Below are 19,597 nucleotides of genomic sequence, written 5' to 3' on the forward strand. Positions count from 1 at the left end.
AGCCATTATACATCCAGGATCCGGAGCACCCATTGTGAGCATCATGACCATGCCGATCTCCGAAAGAGACGAAACGCATCTGCCGAAATGGACCAAATGGCTCGATCTCAGCGATCGCGCCCTCGCCGTCCTGCTCCTGGCTCCGGCCGCGCTTCTTTTGTCGCTGATCATCGTCTATCCCGTAGCACGGCTGATCTATACGAGCTTCTTCAGCCTGTCGCTGACATCAGGCCTGCCGGCGGAGTTCATCGGGCTGGAAAACTTCGCCCTTATGATCGACGATCCGGTGTTCTGGGAAACGCTCTGGAATACGGTGCTCATCACGATCATCACGGTTCCCGGCGCGCTGATCGTGGGTATGGCGCTGGCGCTTCTCGCCAATCTTCCTTTTGCCACCCAATGGCCCGTCAGGCTTTCGCTGCTCATTCCGTGGGCGCTGCCATTGTCTTTCGCCGGCCTGATCTTCGCATGGTTCTTCCATTCGCAATATGGCGTCGTCAACGATGTGCTCGTTCGACTCGGCTTCGAGGGCATTATCTGGTTCAATTCGCCCAACTGGGCGTTTGCGGCGATCTGCCTGACGATCATCTGGAAAACGTCGTCCTTCATGGCACTGATGATCCTGGCCGGCCTGCAAACCATCCCGCGCTCGCTCTATGAGGCAGCGGATGTCGATGGCGCGGGCCGCATAAGGCAGTTCTTCGAAATCACCCTTCCGCTGCTCAAGCCGTCAATCGTCGTGGCGCTGATTTTCCGGACAATCACCGCCCTGCAGACCTTCGACATTCCCTTCATGATGACGGCGGGCGGGCCGGGAACATCGACCGCGACGCTTGCCATGTACATTCACCAGAACACGGTGTCCTTCCTCGATCTGGGTTACGGCTCGGCGCTCGCCGTCGTCATGTTCGCCCTGTCGATGGCCGTCACCGCCGTCTATCTCCGCATCATTCGGGCAAAGGACTAAGCCATGACAGCCGTCACCAGTCGTAGTCCCGTCTCCTTTCTGAGCGGCAAGCCGCTGCGGCTGATCGCTGCGGCAATCCTGCTCGTCAACGGCATGTTTCCGGCGCTCTGGATCCTGTTCACGTCGCTGAAGACGGAAAGCGAACTGACCAGAACACCGATTTCCTGGTTTCCGCATGAGCCGACGTTTGCCAATTACATGCGCGCCTTTTCCGACCAGCCGCTTCACCTGTTCCTGTTCAACAGTTTCATGGTGGCGCTTTTGTCGACGGCGTTGACGCTGTTCGTTTCGGTGCTGGCCGCCTATGCGCTGGCAAGGCTCGAGCTGCGGTTCCGGGGCCTCATCCTGTCGGTCATCGTCGCCGTCTCCACATTTCCGCTGGTGACATTGCTGGTGCCGCTGTTCGAGATCATGCGGTCGCTCGGTTTCCTCAACACATGGGTCGCGCTCGTGCTTCCCTACACCGTCCTGTCTCTGCCGATCTGCACATTGATGCTGATCTCGTTTTTCGAGGCGATCCCGCGCGACCTCGAAAATGCTGCGATGATCGACGGCTGCACCCGTATCGGAGCGCTGTTCAAGGTGGTCGTGCCGCTTTGCGCGCCGGGCGTCTTCACGGCGGGCATTCTTGCCTTCGTCAACGCATGGGACGAATTCCTGCTCGCGTTGTCGTTCAATTCCAACCCGTCTTTGCGAACGCTTCCGGTCGGCATCCAGCTTTACCAGGGTGAATTCGCGTTCCCATGGCCTGTCATATCGGCAGCACTTGTGGTCGGGATCGTGCCGGTCGCAATCCTGATCGTCATCTTCCAGGAACGCGTTGTCTCGGGCCTGACGGCGGGCGGCATAAAAGGGTGAAATACGTGAATCTCGTTGAAACGAAGCCAGGGTTCGACCTGACGCTGGACGGCCGTGCCTTGCTCTCTCACAGGCCGGAAGCCCCCTGTATCTTTGCCGGAAAAGGCAAGGAGCGCATGGACATGTATCGCGGCAATTTCGACATCGAGGATTATGTGGTCGAGCGTATCCCGCTGACCCATGCCGAGGTCGTCGGCGACCGTATCCTCCTGTCGGATCATCCTGGCCAGGCGCCGCGGCTGGCGCTGACGGTCGATGGAAACGGCCTCAGGTTCGAGGCCCTGGATGCCTCGATCAACCGACTCTGGCTGCGCATTCCCGCCATCGCGGACGAAACCGTCTGGGGTGGTGGCGAGCAGATGTCCTATTTCGACATGCGCGGCCGCCGCTTTCCCCTATGGACCTCCGAGCCGGGTGTCGGCCGCGATCCGACAAGCGAAATCACCTTCCAGGCGAACAAGGCCCGTGCGGGCGGCGACTATTTCAACACCAATTACCCACAACCGACCTATCTCTCCTCGCAGCGTTATGCGCTGCATGTCGAGACGACGGCTTATTCGGTATTCGATTTCCGCAATAATGATTTCCATGAAATCGAGATCTGGGCGATTCCGGACCAGATCGAGTTATTTGCCGCCGACAGCTTTGCCGAAATCGTGACCGCGCTTTCGACGCGCTTCGGTCGCCAGCCGCCGCTGCCCGAATGGATCTATAACGGCGCCATCATCGGCCTGAAGGACGGAGAAAATTCGTTTTCGCGGCTCGCGGTCTATCGCGAGGCCGGCGTGCGGATTTCGGGCCTCTGGTGCGAGGATTGGGTCGGATTGCGCAATACGTCCTTCGGTGCCCGGCTGTTCTGGGACTGGCAGGCGAACGAGGCCCGTTATCCTGGCCTGCGGCAGAAGATTGCCGAATTGAACGACGACGGCATCCGCTTCCTGGGCTATGTGAACCCCTACCTCTGTGTCGATGGCCCCCTGTTCAAGATCGCCGAGGCCGAGGGCTATTTCGCGACCGACGGCGAGGGCCGGACAGCGCTGGTGGATTTCGGCGAGTTCGACTGCGGCGTCATCGACTTCACCAACCCGGCCGCATCCGAATGGTTTGCCGAGGAGATCATCGGCAAGCGGATGCTGGATTATGGCCTGTCCGGATGGATGGCCGACTTCGGTGAATACCTGCCGATCGACGTGCATCTCGCCAACAGCGTCGATGCCAAGCTGATGCACAACCAGTGGCCGACGCTCTGGGCAGAAGTCAATGCCAAGGCAGTCGCGGGACGCGGCAAGTCGGGCGATGCCCTGTTCTTCATGCGCGCGGGCTTTACCGGGGTCCAGAAGCATTGCCCGCTTCTTTGGGGCGGAGACCAGTCGGTTGATTTTTCCCGCCACGACGGTCTGGTGACGGTCATCTGCGGCGCGTTGTCGTCGGGCCTTGTCGGCAACGCCTATCACCATTCGGATATCGGCGGTTATACGAGCCTGTTCGGCAATGTCCGCACGCCGGAACTCCTGATGCGCTGGGCCGAAATGGCGGCGTTTACGCCGGTCATGCGCAGCCATGAGGGCAACCGGCCCCGCGACAACCTGCAGATCGATCAGGAAGCCGAGGTCCTTGAGCATTTTGCGCGCATGACCCGGATCTACGTGCATCTGGCACCCTATCTGAAAACCCTGTCTGAAGCGGCGGCTTCGACCGGCCTGCCAGTGCAGCGGCCGCTTTTCCTGCAATATCAGGATGACCGCGCCACATACACGATCCAGGACAGCTACCTTTATGGCGCTGACATGCTCGTGGCACCGGTCTGGCAGGCCGCGCAGACACGGCGCGAGGTCTATCTGCCGAAGGGCGACAACTGGATCCATGTCTGGACCGGCCGCGCCTATGGCGGCGGCGAGACTGTGGAAATCGACGCCCCACTCGGTCATCCGCCCGTCTTCTACCGGGCGGAAAGCGCGCATGCCGCGCTGTTTAAGGGCATCAACACGATCTGATATTGTGACCGCGGTGTAACGGTCCCGCTCGAAGGAGCAGGACCGTTACAATGGGCAGCCGTTCCGATAGGTCGATCCCCGTGCCGAGACACTCAGGTGTGAAGTGCCGAAATCACCACAAAATAGCTGACGACCACCAGCAGGAGCAGCGAGATCGACGATGCGAGGATGACCCGCCCGCCGGCACTGGCGACGGTGCGAACATTCACCGAAAGCCCGAGCCCGGCCATAGCGACAACGGTCAGTGCGCTGGATGCCGTGAGCAGGGCCTGGACGGCATCCGGCGGTATAAAACCGCAGGATCTGATGATCACGACGAGTACGAAGCCGATGATGAACCACGGGACGAGACTGAAAATGGAAAGCTTCTTGCCCGCCCGCCGCGCCTCTCGTCCACGCAGAATACCCAGCGTGAAGATGACCGGTCCAAGCATCAGGACGCGAAGAAGCTTGATGATCGTTCCGGTCTGCACCGCGACCAGGCCCGCCGGCGCGGCAGCGGCAAGCACCTGCGGAACGGCATAGACCGTCAGTCCGGCAAGTGCGCCGTATTGCGCAGCGCCAAGCCCGGCATAAAAATAGAGGAGCGGAAGAAGAAGGACCGCCGCGATGCCGAGAACGGCCGTGAAGGCGAGCGCCGAAGCAACCTCGTCGGAATCCGCTTCGATAATGGGGGCGACCGCAACGATCGCCGAATTGCCGCAAATGGAGTTACCGCAGGCAATCAACACTGCAAGCCGGGACGGCAGTCCGAGCAGGCGGGATATCGCAAAGCTCCCATAGATCGACAGTATCACGATAGCGACCACGGAAATGATCAGGATCGCCCCGGCATTCATGATCGTCGCGATACTGATCGATGCCCCAAGCAGAACGATAGCGATTTCGAGCAGGGTCTTGGAGCTGAAACTGATGCCCGGCTTCCACGATGCCCTATCGGAAAAAACGGTGCGGACAATGATGCCGATGATGATGGCAAAGACCAGAGCTTCCAGAAAACCACTTCCCAGCAGCGTATGCTGGATGCGCTCCACCACATAGGCCGCGCCGGCGACCAGAAGACAAATGGCGAGACCCGGCATAATCCGGCGGGCTTGGGAAAGAGGCATGATGGACCTGTCGTGATCGTGTTTTCACGACAGATTTTCCAACTAATCAAATCGACTTCCATCGAATATTCTTCTACGTTTCATTCGGAAAAACAGAACAAATTCCCATGACATTCGAACAGCTCGCCATTTTCGTCGCAGTCGCCGAACGCGAACACCTGACTCGGGCCGCCGCGTCGATCAACCTGACGCCGTCGGCTGTGAGTGCGACGATCCGCAATATCGAACAGCATTACGGCGTCGAACTGTTCCATCGGATCGGCAGGCGTATCGAGCTGACCGATGCCGGGCGGATATTCCTTGATGAAGCCCGCAAGCTTCTGGCGCGCTCGCGTGCCGTTGAACTCGTGCTCAGTGAACTCGGCGGCATGCAGCGCGGCTCGCTCAGCGTTTTCGCCAGCCAGACGATCGCAAGCTACTGGCTGCCGCAAAGGTTGATGCAGTTTCACAGCGCCTATCCCGGCATAGAGCTGACCCTGACCATCGGAAACACGCGCACGGTGGCGGATGCGGTCATCAGTGGCGAGGCCGATCTGGGCTTTGTCGAGGGAGAGCTTGACGAGCCGGCACTCGCAGCCTCGGTCGTCGCCCATGACGAACTCGTCGTCGTCGTCGGGCCCTCGCATCCCTGGGCGGGAAAAGCCTTGCTCTCGCCTGAAGACATACGGCATGCCAGATGGGTGATGCGCGAAGTCGGGTCCGGTACGCGCTCCGTATTCGAGGAAACCCTGACGCTTATTGGCATCGACCCCGCCACGCTCGACGTCGTCCTCGTCCTGCCCTCCAATGAAGCAATTCTGAGCGCCCTTCTCGGGGGCTGTTGCGCAGCGGCAGTATCGAGACTGGCAGCAGAACAATATTTTAGCAGCGGCCGGCTATGCGAAGTCGATTTGCAAGGGCCTGCCCGCGAATTTCGCCTGCTCAAGCACAAGGAACGCCATGCAAGCAAGGCCGCGATGAAGCTTGTTGAAATTTGCCATGAAGGTAGGCCGTGACATACACGCCTACGGGCCGCATCTATTCGCTCGCCTGTTCTGATAGCACGGTAATTTTAAGCCGGTGCTGTTTCTAAAGGTCAGTTATTTCGACAAGGCGAAATGCCGCTTTGCTAAATGCCTGATACGACGAGCTGGGTCGATCACCGACGCTTTGTTTTGGCGGGCGATAATCCTGAATAGCTCCTCATGGTCTGCACAGAATCTGCAAATGCCAGCGGCATTCTGTCGGCATGAAAAAGCATCTCATCCCAGACTGCCTCGCCCTTCCCCGACTGCCTTACCGTCTCCTCAGAGATAGTTGGTGGCTGGAGGAAGATGTTGCTTCCGATTGCAATGCGCCGCCGCCAATCCGCCTCGTCGATCTGGTGGCTTTCAAGCCACATCGCCAGGAGGTTGCGGCATGCAATTGACCACGGCCGAAAGACCCGTTGCAAACCGCTCACGTCGTCACAAAACGCGGATATATCTCCTCCTCGCGATGATCGCGGTTACGGATTTTTTGATTTTCAAGCAAGCACCCGGCCTCAACCTCTTTATCCTGTCGATTTTACTCACTGCTGCTGTCCTGATCGCAGGTCGCAAGCCGCCTCGCCTGCCCTACGTCGCGACTTGTTTTGGCATCTCGGCACTCGCAGCCGCGCCATTGCTGGAAGCGCCGACATTGGCTGGCTTCGTCGTCTCAATGATGGTCGTCGTCCTCAATACCCTTGCTCATGCGCGGCTGCTCCCCAAAAATCCAAGCGCAGTTCCATTCGCACTCTTACGCTTCATGCCGGCCATATTCCTGAGGCTGCCCCAGAGCTGCAGGCGATATCTCGCGTCCCGTTCCGGCCGCTCGATTTTCGGCGTGACGCAAAGATCCCTCGCCGGCTGGATATTTCCACTGGGCATGGGGGTCGTCTTTCTTTTTCTCTTCAGCACCGCCAATCCGTTGATCGAGATGGGCTTGCACAATATCGATCTCAGCGCCCTCCGAAATCTCCTGGATATCGGTCGAATCGCGTTCTGGCTGATCGCCGCAGCCGGCATCTGGGCGCTGATGCGGCCATGCCTTATCCGCAAATCCAAGCTTTGCATTTCCCGGAATGCCGGATCCGAGAGTGATATCGACAGCTTTCTCGATCATTCGATGCTCGTTCGGTGCCTTTCCATCTTCAATCTGCTTTTTGCGCTGCAGACCATCCTGGATCTCATATATCTCTGGGGAGGCGTCACCCTGCCGGCTGGGATGAGCCACGCCGAATATGCCCATCGCGGCGCCTATCCGCTGGTCGCAACGGCTTTGCTTGCCGCTGCCTTTGTGTTGATGTCGATGCGTCGCGATGGCCCCGGAGATCGCAGCCGGCGGATCCGGATCCTCGTCGTCGCCTGGATCCTTCAAAACGTTCTCCTCTGCCTGTCCTCCATCCTCCGGCTCGACCTTTATATAGAAGCCTATTCGTTGACGGGGCTCAGGCTTGCAGCAGGCATCTGGATGGGTCTCGTCGCCGCGGGTCTTGTCCTCATTCTTTTAAGAATAATGCTGCGGCGCTCCAATCAATGGCTGATCGCCATGAACCTTGCCACCCTGTCGACCGTTCTTTATCTCGTAGCATTCATTGACTTTTCCGGCTTCATTGCCCGTTTCAATGTCGAGAACAGTATGCGTCCAGGTCATCAGGGCGAGCCACTGGACCTCCATTATCTCACCTCCCTTGGCGCATCAGCCATTCCAGCACTGGATCTCTACATGGCCAATGTTCCGGCCAATAGTTCAGAGCATCAGATGGCGGAATACGGGAGGCTGAAGCTGGTCAGCGAATTTGCCGCTCGGTCCCGGGACTGGCGCAGTTGGACCTATCGGAAACAGAGAATGGAAACCTATCTGCAATCGACTGCTTTGATCAAGCAATGAAACCGCGATATCTACTGCGGCATGGAATTTACGGGAGATCGAATGGCGCCCTGCATCCTTGTCGTCGATGACGAGCCAAACATTCGTGACGTGATCTGTTTTGCATTGGAGCGCGCAGACATGACCACAGCCACGGCTGGAAATGGTATTCAGGCGATGATGACCTACCGCGCGAAAAGGATCGACCTCATCGTTCTCGATATCGAAATGCCGGACATGGATGGCCTCGAAGTGTGCCGGCAGATCCGCAAGACCTCCTCGGTTCCGATCCTCTTTCTTTCTGCACGGGACGAAGAAATCGATCGGATACTGGGTCTCGAGATCGGCGGCGACGACTATGTCACAAAACCCTTCAGTCCCCGCGAACTGGTTGCCCGAGTCAAAACCATCCTCAAACGGACCGGCACCTCTGGCGGCAGCGAGGGACGCGAAGAGACTATTGCTGTGGGTGATCTGCGCCTCGATCGAGCTGGCAGGACGGTAACCTTTGGCGACACCCCCGTGACGCCAACAAGCCTCGAATTCGCAATTATCGAAACACTGATGGCGCGCCCCGAAATGGTGTTCAGCCGCGAGCAGTTGATGGTGGCGGCCTACGGTCCAGGGACCTATGTCGCCGACCGCACGATCGACAGCCACATCCGCAATATCAGGGCAAAATTCGCCACGATCGGTGCTGATGGACTGATCACCACAGTACATGGTGTCGGATTCAAGCTGCGCGCCAACCATGAGCGAGGGACCTGATATGCCGGCCCCAAAGGTAAAAACGAAATGGCGGCCACCGATCGCGCTGATCGTCTATTCCGTCTTGCTGTCGATTATGATGTTACCGATCGTCAGCTTTGTCTGGTTTCGGGCGACCGACAATACATCCTTGACGACATCCGCTGGGGCCGCTCCCCTCCTTGGCGTGTTTCTCGTCACTCTGGCGGTCGCCTATGTGCTCAATCGCAATATCGCCGGCCCTATCAATGCGCTGATTGGAAGGACAAATGAAATCAGCCAAGGCGGCCGCGCCGCCATCCAGCCACTTGACAGCTATGGCACGCGTGAAATCGCGACCTTGTCACAGAGTTTTTTAAATCTTGCCGGCAAACTGGTCGATCGCGACGAATACGTGCGTTCATTTGCCGGACATGTCTCCCATGAGCTCAAGTCGCCATTGACCTCGATCCGCGGGGCCGCCGAACTCTTGCGCGAGGATATCACCGAGCAACCCATGACCGACGCAGAGCGTCTGCGGTTTCTTGAGAACATCATCGCCGATGCCAAGCGGCTGGAGCTGTTATTGGCAAGACTGAGGGAACTTGCCCAGGCAGAAACACCGCTCCCAACAGACCGCACTTGCGCAGATGACATTTGCAACGTCCTCAAGGACCGTTTTCCAAAGCAGAGCGTCACGGCTTCCGGGCAATCCGCGGTACGCTTCGCGCTCTCGAGCGAGGCTGCCATTGTGGTCTTCAGCAATCTTGCGGAAAATGCATTCCAGAATGGCGCGACACATCTCGACGTTGCAGCCACAGTCGATGGGCGCTCGATGAACATCTTGGTGAGTGACAACGGCAATGGAATTTCTGAAGCGAACCGCAACCTGGTGTTCCAGCCGTTTTTCTCCCCCCGACGCCAGGAAGGAGGCACCGGCATGGGGCTTGAGATCGCTCGCTCGATGCTGAGCTCTCACGGAGCGACCATCGCCTTGCTAGACGCTCCGCATCGCGGTGCTGCGTTCCTTGTCACCGCTTCATTGGCGTAACACAGGTTCCGAACCAAAAGCCTGGGCGCTACGCAGTCGAAAATGCTCGATGGGATGTTGAGTCAAATCGATCCAGTGAGCTCGACTGGCTCTTTTTCCGGCGCTGGCGTCTCAACGAAGGATGGTTAACAGCGTCAGAAACAGAAAGAGCGCTCGAAATCTTCCACGACAGTCTCGCAATCAGGATGAGGCGTGCTGTCGTCAAACAGCTCTATGATGGTTTGGTCCTGGCCGAATATGGAGTGAAGCGAACAGCGAACTCATATGTCTAACGGAAATATTCTCTCGTCGAAGGGCTGCTGGAGATCGGCAATACGCCGAAAGCTGACGCAGCGATCCCGTTCCTGGCGATGAGGACAGATAATACTATTATCACAATTGCTTGTCGTTCCATTGGCCGTTGGCATCGCTGTCAGCAAGCCCGTAAATTTGGAACAATTGGATTCACGTGATTTTAAAAAGCGCTGTGGACTAAGTTCATTCTAATGGGTCACAACTGGCTAATCTTCTCAACGATCATCCTGACATACGGCGTTGGCTTCGTTGGCACTGTATCCGCGCATGCCTGGATAGGATTGGGCATTCGTTTCCTGATCTGCCTTGGAATAGTCGTCGGCCTCCTGTTTTGGGCCGGCAGCGGTGGAGGCCTGGTCGTCTTCATCTTCTCCTTCCCGATACTCCTCTTCGCTGCGGGAGCCGTTTCAGGGGTCACAACCCGTGCCGCTCTACTGAGACTGCGATGGGGTGCCAGAAGCGGCAAGGGGATACTCGTCATCCTTACGGGTCTTTCAGCCCTACCGGCCGGCACAGCAGCTTATGGCGTCTATCGGCAGTGGGAGTCGAGGGCACTCTATGCAGCCTTGCCGACAGCGGATTCACTTCCGGCCATTCCGGCCTGCGATCCGTTCCGCCAGACAGGACCAATGATCGGGGCCGTCATAACTGAGCCCCGCCGCGATGCGAGCTCTCGCACCATCCCTTTCAACGATACTCGCGTTCTCTATCCTGCCGTCTACAGAGATCCCTATCCACCACGCTCTCCGAAAAGCGACGAGAAGGTGTCCTGGATCAGTTTCAAAATGTATGTAGAGGGCGCCCGCCCTGTGCCGCCGGAAGACAGTAAGGGCGCGGACGGAAAGTGGATCCCACTGAACAAGCGGCAACCGTCGATCCGCTTCCATTTTCGGTCGCGCGCTCCAATCGCGGAACATGCAATACGCATGCTCAACATCACAAGCGGCAATACCACAAGGCTCGATGATGTCCCTGATATTCGATTAGCCCCTTCCTCCCACGACGGTCTCTCGCTCGTCGTTTCCCCGCAACCCAGATCCATCGATCGTTCTAAAAAGAGTTTCGTCGCCATTCGTGACGGATTGATTGATGAATTGGTGCAATGCTCCGGCAATGGGACATTCCCGCAATGCACCTTCACACTGGACGAAAGCGGCATAACGCTCGAAGGAACCTTTGCAGAGACGAGTTTTGTCGACTGGCCCCTCATCCGAAAAGACGTGAAGAACTTCGCCAGCTGCAGCGTCGCAGCTGCAAGGCAGGGAGCGGGTTGATACCTCGGCTGTTTTCTCGGACTGGCTCGTGCTGATATCACCCGCAGACGAGAGCAGAAAGCCTTAGGGCGAACTTGGCTATTATGTCTTGTCGTGGCTGATATTCCGACGAGAGCATTATAGTTTCTGGCGCGGTGTGTTTTTGCTCATTCCGGGAAGTTATTTTTGGTTGCGGGGGCCTGAACGCAGGGAGACTTGCGAATTTTCCGGGTCTTAAACCATAACGAACCGCCGACCCGTTCAAGTACATCTCGCTGCAAATACCGGAGTTCTAATAACCGACCGTGGGCCTCGCCCGACTACGAAAAAATTGCATGCGGCTCATCTCGCGAACGGCGTAGCAAAAAGATGCAGTTCTGCACAGGAACCTGCATGGGCACCGGATTAAGTATCCTGTATCTCTTCGTTCAAGACAATGACGAATAGGTTTCTGCATTTGGACCAGCTTCTCGCCATACGCACATTCGTTCGAGTGGCCGAAGCAGGATCATTCGCCAAGGCAGCGGACACCATGAACCTTCCGCGCTCATCGGTCAGCAAATTGATCCAGGATCTGGAGGCGCATCTCGGCACCAAGCTGGTCGAGCGGACGACACGATCGGTGACGATGACGAACGAAGGCGTGGCCTATCATGAGCGGGCGCTGCATCTGCTGGCCGATCTCGACGAGATGGACAGCACGGTCAAAGGTGCGCGTGCCACGCCAAAGGGCCGCCTGCGTGTCGATATCGGCTCGGTTTTGGCGAACAGGATCCTCATCCCGGCGTTCGATGATTTCCGAACCCGCTATCCCGAGATAGAATTGCTTCTCGGCGTCAACGACAGGGCGGCCGATCTGATCGGCGAAGGAATAGACTGCGTCATTCGCGGCGGGGCGCTGGCCGATTCCTCGCTGAAGGCGCGCCGCCTTTGCGAGCTAGATTACGTCGTCTGCGCCGCCCCCGCCTATCTGGAGGGTCGGAGCCCGCCGCGGCATCCGGACGAGATCGCCGGCCACCAGGTTGTCAGCTATTTCTCGGCCACCTCGGGCAAGCGTTTCCCGTTGCGCTTCGTTCGCGGCGCCGAGCGGCTGGAAGTCCAGCCGGTCGACGGTATCTCGGTCAACGAGAGCACGGCACATCTGACCGCACTCCTGTCGGGGCTGGGTATCGGGCAGAGTTTCGGCTATCTGGCAAGACCGCATTTCGCCGACGGGACGCTGGTCGAACTGCTGACGGACTGGAAGCCGGATCATCACGTCCTGCATCTCGTCTATCCTGCAGACCGGTTCCCGAACCCCAGACTGCGTGCCTTCACGGAATGGGCCACGCAACTTTTCGCGGCCTGCGATGCGCGCCGTCCCGAAGGCCATTCCCATTCATCATCCACCCTGATGGATAATCTCTCCACGCCGGGCAACTTCTCGCCCGGACGCTGAAGACCTAACTTCATCTCATCGGACGGCGACGAAGCGGCTGAGACAGCCGCCATCGCCACCCACACCGAACAGTTTCGACATGATCAACAGCCCATGCGCGTGGGGCTGAGCCCTTTCGCATGCGCAAGAACAAGGAGATTTCCATGACCAACAGACTGGCAAACAAGATCGCACTCGTGACCGGCGCCACCAGCGGCATCGGCCTTGCAACGGCAAAGCTCTTCGCTTCCGAAGGCGCCAAGGTCTATATCACCGGCCGCCGCAAGGATGTACTCGACAAGGCTGTTGCCGAGATCGGCCACGGCGCCGTCGGTGTCCAGGCCGACTCGGCCAGGAACGAAGACCTCGACAACCTCTTTGCAAAGGTGAAATCGGAACAGGGCCGTCTCGACGTCCTCTTCGTCAACGCCGGCGGCGGCGCAATGCTTCCCCTCGGTCAGATCACCGAAGAGCATTTCGATGACACGTTCGACCGTAACGTCAAGGCGGTCGTCTTCACCGTCCAGAAGGCGCTGCCCCTGCTGGGCCAAGGCTCCTCCGTCATCCTGACGAGCTCGGTGACAGGCATCGAAGGCAACGCCAATTTCAGCATCTACTCCGCCTCCAAGGCTGCGGTGCGCAATCTGGCACGGTCTTGGATCCTCGATCTCAAGGGCACCGGCATCCGCGTCAACGTCGTCTCGCCCGGCCCGATCCATACGGCGGGCCTGGTCGAGCTGGCTGGCGATGACAAGGTACAGCAGCAGGGCCTCCTCGACTATCTCGCATCGACCGTTCCGCTCGGCCGCGTCGGCGAGCCGGAAGAAATCGGCAAGGCCGTTCTTTTCCTGGCAACCGAGGAGTCGAGCTTCGTCAACGGCGCCGAACTCTTCGTCGATGGCGGCAAGGCCCAGATCTGACGATGCCGGGGGCGGCCCGGCACCGCCCCCAACAAAGTCCAATCAAGGAGATCCGAAAATGCGCGCCGCCGTCTGTTTCAAGCACGGAAAGCCCGAAGATGTGCTTCAGGCGATCGAGCGTCCCGAACCCGGCCGGCCGGGCAAGGGAGACGTTCTGATCCGTGTCCTTCTTCGTCCTGTTCACCATGGAGACCTGCTGGGTATCGCCGGGCGATATCAACCCGGTGCTGTCGTTCCCAAAGACGGCGTGCCGGTGGGCTTCGAGGGTTATGGTATTGTCGAAGAGGCGGGCGCAGGCGTAGACCTTGCAGCCGGAGAGCGTGTAGCGTTCTTTCCCGGCCGCGGCGCCTGGAGCGAGAAGGCGATCGTGCCTGCTGAGTACGTCACAGTGATCCCCAACACTGTCACGGACGAGGCGGCCGCCCAGCTTCACGTCAACCCACTGACAACAGCCTTGCTCTTACGCGCAGTTGAGGCTTCCGGCGCAAGACCCGGTCATGACGTGGTTGTCTTGACGGCTGCAGGGTCCGCAGTCGCCCGCCTGACAATCGGGCTGCTCATCGAGCGCGGATATGACGTGATTGCCATCGTTCGGCGCGAGGCCGGCGTCAACGAACTCAACGTCGTCTTTCCGGACTTGCCGGTATTGTCCACCGAGAGCGTCGACTGGGCGGACAGGGTCTCTGTTGCAGCCGATGGCCGACCGATCAGGGTCGTGCTCGATCCGGTCGGGGGCGAGATCGCCAGCCGTGTCGTGGGATTGCTTTCGCAGGGCGGCCATCTCATTTCCTATGGCGATCTGTCCGGCCAGCCCATCACGGTCCCGGCTCTTTATTTCTCGACGCGCGACATTCGCTTATCCGGCGTCACCGTCGGACGCTGGGCAGGACTGCCTGCCGAGATCAGGAAGGCGGATCTGCAATTGGCTCTCGGATTGGCGGCTGGCAAGCCGGAACTCTTCCCCATCGAGAGGATCTACGATCTGTCCGAAGTGGCGCAGGCTGCGGCGCGCGTGAAGACCACGGGCAAGACCGGCACAGTGCTGCTGGCGACACGATAGCATCCTGTCAAAGGCCGGTTGGCGCATGGCTCGCCCGGCATCCTCCCGTATCACCAGCATCATGAGCGATCGCGAAAGGGATCACAGCCCGTCGCCTCACCATCTACCGATGGCATCACAGGTGCTCTGCAATTTGGCGCAAGAAGCTGCAATCGCGGGCAGGAATTTCCATCGTCGCAGGTCATCACCGGCGGTTACCTTCGATCATCGGCCGCGGTGTCCGCGGCCGAAATTCACCAAGAGATTCACAACAAATTCAAGAGGAGACACCATCATGGCCGATCACGACAAGACCCTTCCGACCGGCGTCGTCGTCAGCGCTTATTACCGGGTCCATCCCGATGACCGTCAGACGTTCATCGACGCCGTCATCCCGGATATGGAGGCCGCCGCAAAGATCAAGGGCTGCATCTTCTATGCCTTTGCCCAGGATCTCACCGATCCGAATACCTTTCATCTCGTCGAGGGCTATTCCGATGAGAAGGCCTATGATGAGCACGAGAATTCAGCAACCTTCCTGAAGGCGCTCGCGCATGTGGTGAAGAATGTCCGCATTCTTGATCGGCAGGGCGTTCGTTACGACGTCGCCAAACAGCATATCGACGATCCGCGCGGTCGGGTCTCCTGAGAGATTTTCGCTCGAGACGTCGCGACATCACCGCATGGCGTTGTCGCGACGCCATGCGCCAGGCGTCTGCCCCGATCGCTTCTTGAAGGTGCGGATCAGATGCATGGAATCGTTGAAACCGGTGGCTTCCGCGATCGTTTCGAGTGGAGTTTGCGAATCGAGAAGCAGCCGCTGGACGAGTTTGACCCTCTCCTCAAGCTGCCACTGGTAGGGTGAAACACCCGTCGATGCCTTGAATGCCCGGCAGAAATGCCATTGCGATTGCCCGATCAGGCTGGCGAGTTCCTTGAGTTCGATCTGTCGCGGAAGCTGGTCTCGCATGTATTCCGTGACGCGTTTGACCTGCCAGGGCGCCAGCCTTCCGCCTTCCTCGACCTGCTTTCGCGGTGCCGAAAGAAGCGCGAAGACCCCCGCCGTCAGGCTGTCGCCCAGCAATGTCGAGGCGCTGTCATCCATCGGGATGTCGATCAGCATCCTGACCAGTGCCAGAACGCGATGATCGGTGAACCGCAACTGCGGTTCCTCGAATGGTTGGACCATAAAATCCTCTTCGAAACGTTCGCGCAGCCGTGGAATGTCGAAGATCAGAATTCCATATCGGCAATAACGCAGATCCTGCGCAAAGCCCCACAGATGCATGCCGCACGGAATGAGCGCCATGTGATTGGCAGCATGCTCGCGCGCGCAGGCCTGGTTCTGCTTCAGCCGCGGTTCGGTCAGCCCGCCCACCTCTTCCAGGTTCACGGTAAAGCGCGTGTCATTCTCGTAAAGCAGGGAATGCAGGACGCCGCCATTGGCGTGTTCGTGGACGTCCTCCACCGTGACCCCGTTCCAGGTCTGCGATCGCCGCTCGATGCTGATGACGTTTTCTGGCAGATCGCTTTCGAAAATTACGGGCATGCCGATCATACTCGACGTTTGAGGAAGGCGGGTGGCCTTGGGGTGGTGAAGTCATATCGAGACAACACCCTAATGGCCCGCATCGTTCAAACAATGGACGGGAAGTTGCTGCGGCGCGATTTGCGTAAGAACGTTCAAATCTGAAGACAAAATCCAGCCGGGGCAGCCGTGTCATTGACCGGTCAGGAGCGATGCGTCTTCCGCCAGATGCCGGGCGGCATGCCGAACTTCAGCCTGAATTGGCGAGAGAGATGCATGGAATCGGAAAATCCGGCCGAGGCCGCAATGCTCTCGACCGGTTCGTCGGTGCTCAGCAAAAGGTGCCGGGCCTTCTTCAATCGCGCATCGAGCTGCCATTGATAGGGCGACAATCCGGTCGAGGCCTTGAACATGCGCGAGAAATGCCACTGCGACATGCCCGCAAGACCAGCCAGCTCGCATAGCTCGATCTGCTTTGGAAGCTGATCCTGTATATAGCTGACAACCAGCGACAAGGCCCGATCGGAGAGCCCTGATCCGATCGGTTCCGTGCCTTCGCTCGAAAGCAAGGCGAAGACTGCCGATGTCAGACTGTCTCCCAGCAGGGTCATGGACTGGTCATCATCGGAGAGGCCGATCAGAATTCGCACCAGCTCATGTATCCGGCGATGGGTGAACCTGAGCCTTGGGGTCTCGAAGAATTTGGCCTGAAAATCATCCTTGAAACGCTGTTCGAGCGTGCCGAGGTCGAAAAGAAGCAGGGCGTACCGGCTATATTGCAATTCCTTGGTCGCATGGCCCCAGAGGGGCATGCCGCGCGGCACCAGCGTCATGTGATTGGGCTTGTGATCGAGCAAGCAGGCTTCGCCAGGTTTCAGGCGCGGTTCGGTGACGCCACCGACTTCGTCAAGCGCCAGGGCGATGCCCGTCTCTCCTTCATTGAGCAGAGGATGGAGGACTTCGCCCTTCGTGTATTCATGCACATCGACGATCGTCACGCCATTCCAGGACTGAAAACGCCGCTCTACGCGCACGACATTCTCGTGCAGCTCCTCGCCGCTCATGAGCCCTCCCGATACCGGCCTGCTGCCTTAAACCCAGAGGTGAAGCCTCACGTGGCCCGCGTAAACCGGAGAAATGGATCGACCCGAATTTTGGAGCAAGAACGTACAGCTTGCGCAAGAACGCGCATCGCCGTGCCCCATCACGCCGCATAGGTTGGCCGCCGTTCTCAAGCATCCTCTTTCATTCGGATATTCGGATCGTGACCACTCCCGACGACAAGACCCTGCCCATCACCCGGCGTGACGCCCTGCTGACCGGCGCCGCATTGGTGGCGACCGTGTCGCTTTCGGCGGTGCCGAGCCTCGCAGCCAGCAAATCCTCCTCCCACAGCATGAACGGAAAACACCCCATGACCGAGAGCTTCGTTAAAACCAAGGACGGCGTCGAAATCTTCTTCAAGGACTGGGGTCCGAAGGATGCCCAACCGATCGTCTTCCATCACGGCTGGCCACTGTCGTCGGACGATTGGGACGCGCAGATGCTGTTCTTCGTGCAGCACGGTTACCGTGTCGTTGCCCATGACCGCCGCGGCCACGGTCGCTCGCAACAGGTCTCCGAAGGTCACGACATGGACCATTATGCCGCCGACGCCTCGGCTGTCGCCGAGCATCTGAACCTGAAGAATGCCGTCCATATCGGCCATTCGACCGGCGGCGGTGAAGTCGCCCGCTATGTCGCGAAATACGGCCAGCCGCAGGGCCGCGTCGCCAAGGCCGTGCTCGTTTCCGCCGTTCCACCGCTGATGGTCAAGACGGCATCGAACCCCGGTGGCACGCCGATTGAAGTGTTCGACGGTTTCCGCTCGGCGCTCGCCGCCAACCGCGCGCAGTTTTTCCTCGACGTGCCGACCGGCCCCTTCTACGGCTTCAACCGCGATGGCGCGAAAGTCTATCCCGGCGTGATCAGCAACTGGTGGCGCCAGGGCATGATGGGCAGCGTCAAGGCCCATTACGAGGGCATCAAGGCCTTTTCCGAAACCGACCAGACGGAAGACCTTAAGAAGATCACCGTGCCGACTCTCGTCATGCATGGCGATGACGATCAGGTGGTGCCGATTGCCGATTCCGGCGAGCTTTCGGTCAAGCTTCTGAAGAACGGCACGCTCAAGGTCTACAAGGGCTATCCACACGGCATGCTGACGACCCATGCCGATGTCATCAATCCGGACCTGCTCGCCTTCGTCAAGGCCTGACCGCGCCGCCAGCCTTTAGGCCTTGACCGCTGTCCCCGGCACCTCGTCGCGCCGGGGACGGCCCCTTCCATCTGCACGGAGCCCGGTATGACAGAGATCTCCGATCGCCCGCGATCGTCATGGGCCGCGGTCCTTTCGGTCGCGATCGGCACTTTCGTCATCGTAACAAGCGAATTCCTGCCGATCGGCCTGTTGTCGCATATCGCCGGCGCATTCGACGTGCCGGCGGGTGAGGCCGGTATATTGGTGACGATCCCCGGCATGATGGCAGCAATCGCCGCACCGGTGTGCACGATCGCCGCGCGGGCGATCGACCGGCGTCTTCTCCTTCTCGCCTTCACCTGTCTCGTCGTCTTCTCCAACGCCCTGATGGCGACCGCATCGTCATTCCCGATCGCCCTGATCGCCAGGGCGATCCTCGGCGTCAGCGTCGGCGGGTTCTGGACCTTTGCCGCCGCGGTCGGCCGCAAGCTCGTCGAACAACGCCATGGCAGCCGTGCCACGACGATCATCATGGCCGGTATTTCCATCGGCACCGTGGTCGGTGTTCCGATCGGCTCGACGCTCGACGGTCTCTTCGGCTGGCGGCTGGCGTTCGGGTCTGTCGCAGGGCTGGGGCTTGCAGTGATGATCGCCCAGGCGCTCCTCCTGCCGCGGATCGCGATCGCCACCGCTCATACGGTGCGAGGGCTTTTCGCAGCGGCGACCAATCGCAGGCTTGCGCTCGCTTTTATCGCGGTGGCGCTCGCGGCAGCCGGACATTTTGCCGCCTATACCTATCTTGAGCCGCATCTGGTGACGGATGCCGGCGTTACGCCTTCAATGCTGGGATGGGTCTTGGCCGTCTACGGTCTGGCAGGCGTTGCCGGAACCTATCTGGGCGAACTGTTCGGCCGCAGCAGACCCCAGGTCGGATTTTTCGGACTGGCGCTTGTCATGACGATTGCCATCGCGGCAACGGCTGCATCCACGCAAAACCTGCCGCTCGAAATCCTCTGGGTCGCCCTTTGGGGTGCAGCCTTCGGCGCCGTACCGGTCTGCATCCAGCTCTGGACCTACGCCGCCGATCCGGAACGGTTCGAAGCCAGTTCCGCGCTGATCGTCACCGTTTTCCAGATCTCGCTGGCAGCCGGCTCCTATCTCGGCGGCCGGGTGGCCGATGGGTTTGGCGTGACCATGGCTTTCGGCAGCGGCGCCATCCTCAATCTCGCCTGCGGCCTCATCGTCGGGATCGCGCTCCGCATCGGCAGTCGAACCCGAGCCGCAGGCACAAGAGCGATATGACATTGCCTTGCTCCGACTTTCGCCGGCCT

General features: G+C 59.2%; 17 protein-coding genes. 14 read left to right on the forward strand and 3 right to left on the reverse strand.

The features are described 5' to 3' along the window. The first annotated feature begins 43 nt into the window (after positions 1-43). Genes FHW37_RS30945 through FHW37_RS30955 form a run of 3 tightly spaced genes read left to right on the forward strand, consistent with a single transcriptional unit; the run spans position 44 to position 3,819 of the window. Positions 44-967: a carbohydrate ABC transporter permease gene (locus tag FHW37_RS30945; protein ID WP_145643457.1), complete on the forward strand. Its 924-nt coding sequence runs from the start codon at positions 44-46 to the stop codon at positions 965-967. 3 nt (positions 968-970) lie between these two features. After that, positions 971-1,825 carry a carbohydrate ABC transporter permease gene (locus FHW37_RS30950; protein WP_145643413.1) on the forward strand — a complete coding sequence of 285 codons (855 nt, stop codon included), beginning with the start codon at positions 971-973 and terminating at the stop codon, positions 1,823-1,825. A 5-nt stretch (positions 1,826-1,830) separates the two neighbouring features. Next, positions 1,831-3,819, forward strand: coding sequence for an alpha-glucosidase (locus tag FHW37_RS30955; RefSeq protein WP_145643414.1), 1,989 nt, complete (start codon positions 1,831-1,833; stop codon positions 3,817-3,819). Between the two features lie 92 nt (positions 3,820-3,911). On the opposite strand, the gene FHW37_RS30960 is transcribed toward FHW37_RS30955, so the two are convergent. Next, complete coding sequence (locus tag FHW37_RS30960) at positions 3,912-4,928, reverse strand: YeiH family protein (RefSeq protein ID WP_145643415.1); 1,017 nt, start codon at positions 4,926-4,928, stop codon at positions 3,912-3,914. Positions 4,929-5,035: 107 nt separating this feature from the next. Between FHW37_RS30960 and FHW37_RS30965 the strand changes: the two genes are divergently transcribed. From FHW37_RS30965 to FHW37_RS31010, 9 genes are all read left to right on the forward strand, one after another. Further along, positions 5,036-5,923 (forward strand): LysR family transcriptional regulator, encoded by an 888-nt coding sequence (locus FHW37_RS30965; protein WP_145643416.1) that lies wholly within the window; start codon positions 5,036-5,038, stop codon positions 5,921-5,923. A gap of 403 nt (positions 5,924-6,326) precedes the next feature. After that, the gene (locus FHW37_RS30970) at positions 6,327-7,820 is read left to right on the forward strand and encodes a DUF4153 domain-containing protein (protein ID WP_145643417.1); all 1,494 of its coding nucleotides are present in this window, start codon (positions 6,327-6,329) and stop codon (positions 7,818-7,820) included. Positions 7,821-7,862: 42 nt separating this feature from the next. Further along, entirely contained in the window at positions 7,863-8,567 is a 705-nt protein-coding gene (locus tag FHW37_RS30975) for a response regulator transcription factor (protein WP_145643418.1), read from the forward strand. A 1-nt stretch (position 8,568) separates the two neighbouring features. Continuing rightward, positions 8,569-9,576, forward strand: a complete 1,008-nt coding sequence (locus FHW37_RS30980; RefSeq protein WP_145643419.1) for a sensor histidine kinase — start codon at positions 8,569-8,571, stop codon at positions 9,574-9,576. Between the two features lie 485 nt (positions 9,577-10,061). Continuing rightward, positions 10,062-11,144: a hypothetical protein gene (locus FHW37_RS30990; protein ID WP_145643420.1), complete on the forward strand. Its 1,083-nt coding sequence runs from the start codon at positions 10,062-10,064 to the stop codon at positions 11,142-11,144. A 436-nt stretch (positions 11,145-11,580) separates the two neighbouring features. Continuing rightward, the gene (locus tag FHW37_RS30995) at positions 11,581-12,561 is read left to right on the forward strand and encodes a LysR family transcriptional regulator (protein WP_145643458.1); all 981 of its coding nucleotides are present in this window, start codon (positions 11,581-11,583) and stop codon (positions 12,559-12,561) included. A gap of 143 nt (positions 12,562-12,704) precedes the next feature. Further along, the gene (locus FHW37_RS31000; RefSeq protein ID WP_145643421.1) at positions 12,705-13,460 is read left to right on the forward strand and encodes an SDR family NAD(P)-dependent oxidoreductase; all 756 of its coding nucleotides are present in this window, start codon (positions 12,705-12,707) and stop codon (positions 13,458-13,460) included. A gap of 58 nt (positions 13,461-13,518) precedes the next feature. Beyond that, on the forward strand, positions 13,519-14,520 hold the full coding sequence (locus FHW37_RS31005; protein ID WP_145643422.1) for an alcohol dehydrogenase catalytic domain-containing protein: 1,002 nt from the start codon (positions 13,519-13,521) through the stop codon (positions 14,518-14,520). A 274-nt stretch (positions 14,521-14,794) separates the two neighbouring features. Then, positions 14,795-15,148, forward strand: a complete 354-nt coding sequence (locus FHW37_RS31010; RefSeq protein ID WP_145643423.1) for a putative quinol monooxygenase — start codon at positions 14,795-14,797, stop codon at positions 15,146-15,148. A gap of 27 nt (positions 15,149-15,175) precedes the next feature. Here FHW37_RS31010 and FHW37_RS31015 read toward each other — a convergent pair whose 3' ends face one another. Next, on the reverse strand, positions 15,176-16,048 hold the full coding sequence (locus tag FHW37_RS31015) for an AraC family transcriptional regulator (protein ID WP_348642854.1): 873 nt from the start codon (positions 16,046-16,048) through the stop codon (positions 15,176-15,178). A gap of 182 nt (positions 16,049-16,230) precedes the next feature. Further along, positions 16,231-17,091 (reverse strand): AraC family transcriptional regulator, encoded by an 861-nt coding sequence (locus FHW37_RS31020; protein WP_246691017.1) that lies wholly within the window; start codon positions 17,089-17,091, stop codon positions 16,231-16,233. 350 nt (positions 17,092-17,441) lie between these two features. On the opposite strand from FHW37_RS31020, the gene FHW37_RS31025 reads away from it, so the two are divergent. Continuing rightward, entirely contained in the window at positions 17,442-18,284 is an 843-nt protein-coding gene (locus FHW37_RS31025; RefSeq protein WP_246691019.1) for an alpha/beta fold hydrolase, read from the forward strand. 87 nt (positions 18,285-18,371) lie between these two features. Further along, entirely contained in the window at positions 18,372-19,568 is a 1,197-nt protein-coding gene (locus FHW37_RS31030) for an MFS transporter (protein WP_145643425.1), read from the forward strand. Positions 19,569-19,597: the final 29 nt, after the last annotated feature.

This window comes from Neorhizobium alkalisoli, assembly GCF_007829835.1.
GTDB lineage: Bacteria > Pseudomonadota > Alphaproteobacteria > Rhizobiales > Rhizobiaceae > Neorhizobium.

Bases quoted from the DNA above. Each gene is read 5' to 3' on its own strand.
- FHW37_RS30970 (WP_145643417.1), top strand. From the start codon at position 6,327: ATGCAATTGACCACGGCCGAAAGACCCGTTGCAAACCGCTCACGTCGT.
- FHW37_RS31005 (WP_145643422.1), top strand. From the start codon at position 13,519: ATGCGCGCCGCCGTCTGTTTCAAGCACGGAAAGCCCGAAGATGTGCTT.
- FHW37_RS30975 (WP_145643418.1), top strand. From the start codon at position 7,863: ATGGCGCCCTGCATCCTTGTCGTCGATGACGAGCCAAACATTCGTGAC.
- FHW37_RS31030 (WP_145643425.1), top strand. From the start codon at position 18,372: ATGACAGAGATCTCCGATCGCCCGCGATCGTCATGGGCCGCGGTCCTT.
- FHW37_RS30965 (WP_145643416.1), top strand. From the start codon at position 5,036: ATGACATTCGAACAGCTCGCCATTTTCGTCGCAGTCGCCGAACGCGAA.
- FHW37_RS30960 (WP_145643415.1), bottom strand. From the start codon at position 4,928: ATGCCTCTTTCCCAAGCCCGCCGGATTATGCCGGGTCTCGCCATTTGT.
- FHW37_RS31020 (WP_246691017.1), bottom strand. From the start codon at position 17,091: ATGAGCGGCGAGGAGCTGCACGAGAATGTCGTGCGCGTAGAGCGGCGT.
- FHW37_RS30980 (WP_145643419.1), top strand. From the start codon at position 8,569: ATGCCGGCCCCAAAGGTAAAAACGAAATGGCGGCCACCGATCGCGCTG.
- FHW37_RS31015 (WP_348642854.1), bottom strand. From the start codon at position 16,048: ATGCCCGTAATTTTCGAAAGCGATCTGCCAGAAAACGTCATCAGCATC.
- FHW37_RS31010 (WP_145643423.1), top strand. From the start codon at position 14,795: ATGGCCGATCACGACAAGACCCTTCCGACCGGCGTCGTCGTCAGCGCT.
- FHW37_RS31000 (WP_145643421.1), top strand. From the start codon at position 12,705: ATGACCAACAGACTGGCAAACAAGATCGCACTCGTGACCGGCGCCACC.
- FHW37_RS30945 (WP_145643457.1), top strand. From the start codon at position 44: ATGACCATGCCGATCTCCGAAAGAGACGAAACGCATCTGCCGAAATGG.
- FHW37_RS31025 (WP_246691019.1), top strand. From the start codon at position 17,442: ATGACCGAGAGCTTCGTTAAAACCAAGGACGGCGTCGAAATCTTCTTC.
- FHW37_RS30950 (WP_145643413.1), top strand. From the start codon at position 971: ATGACAGCCGTCACCAGTCGTAGTCCCGTCTCCTTTCTGAGCGGCAAG.
- FHW37_RS30990 (WP_145643420.1), top strand. From the start codon at position 10,062: ATGGGTCACAACTGGCTAATCTTCTCAACGATCATCCTGACATACGGC.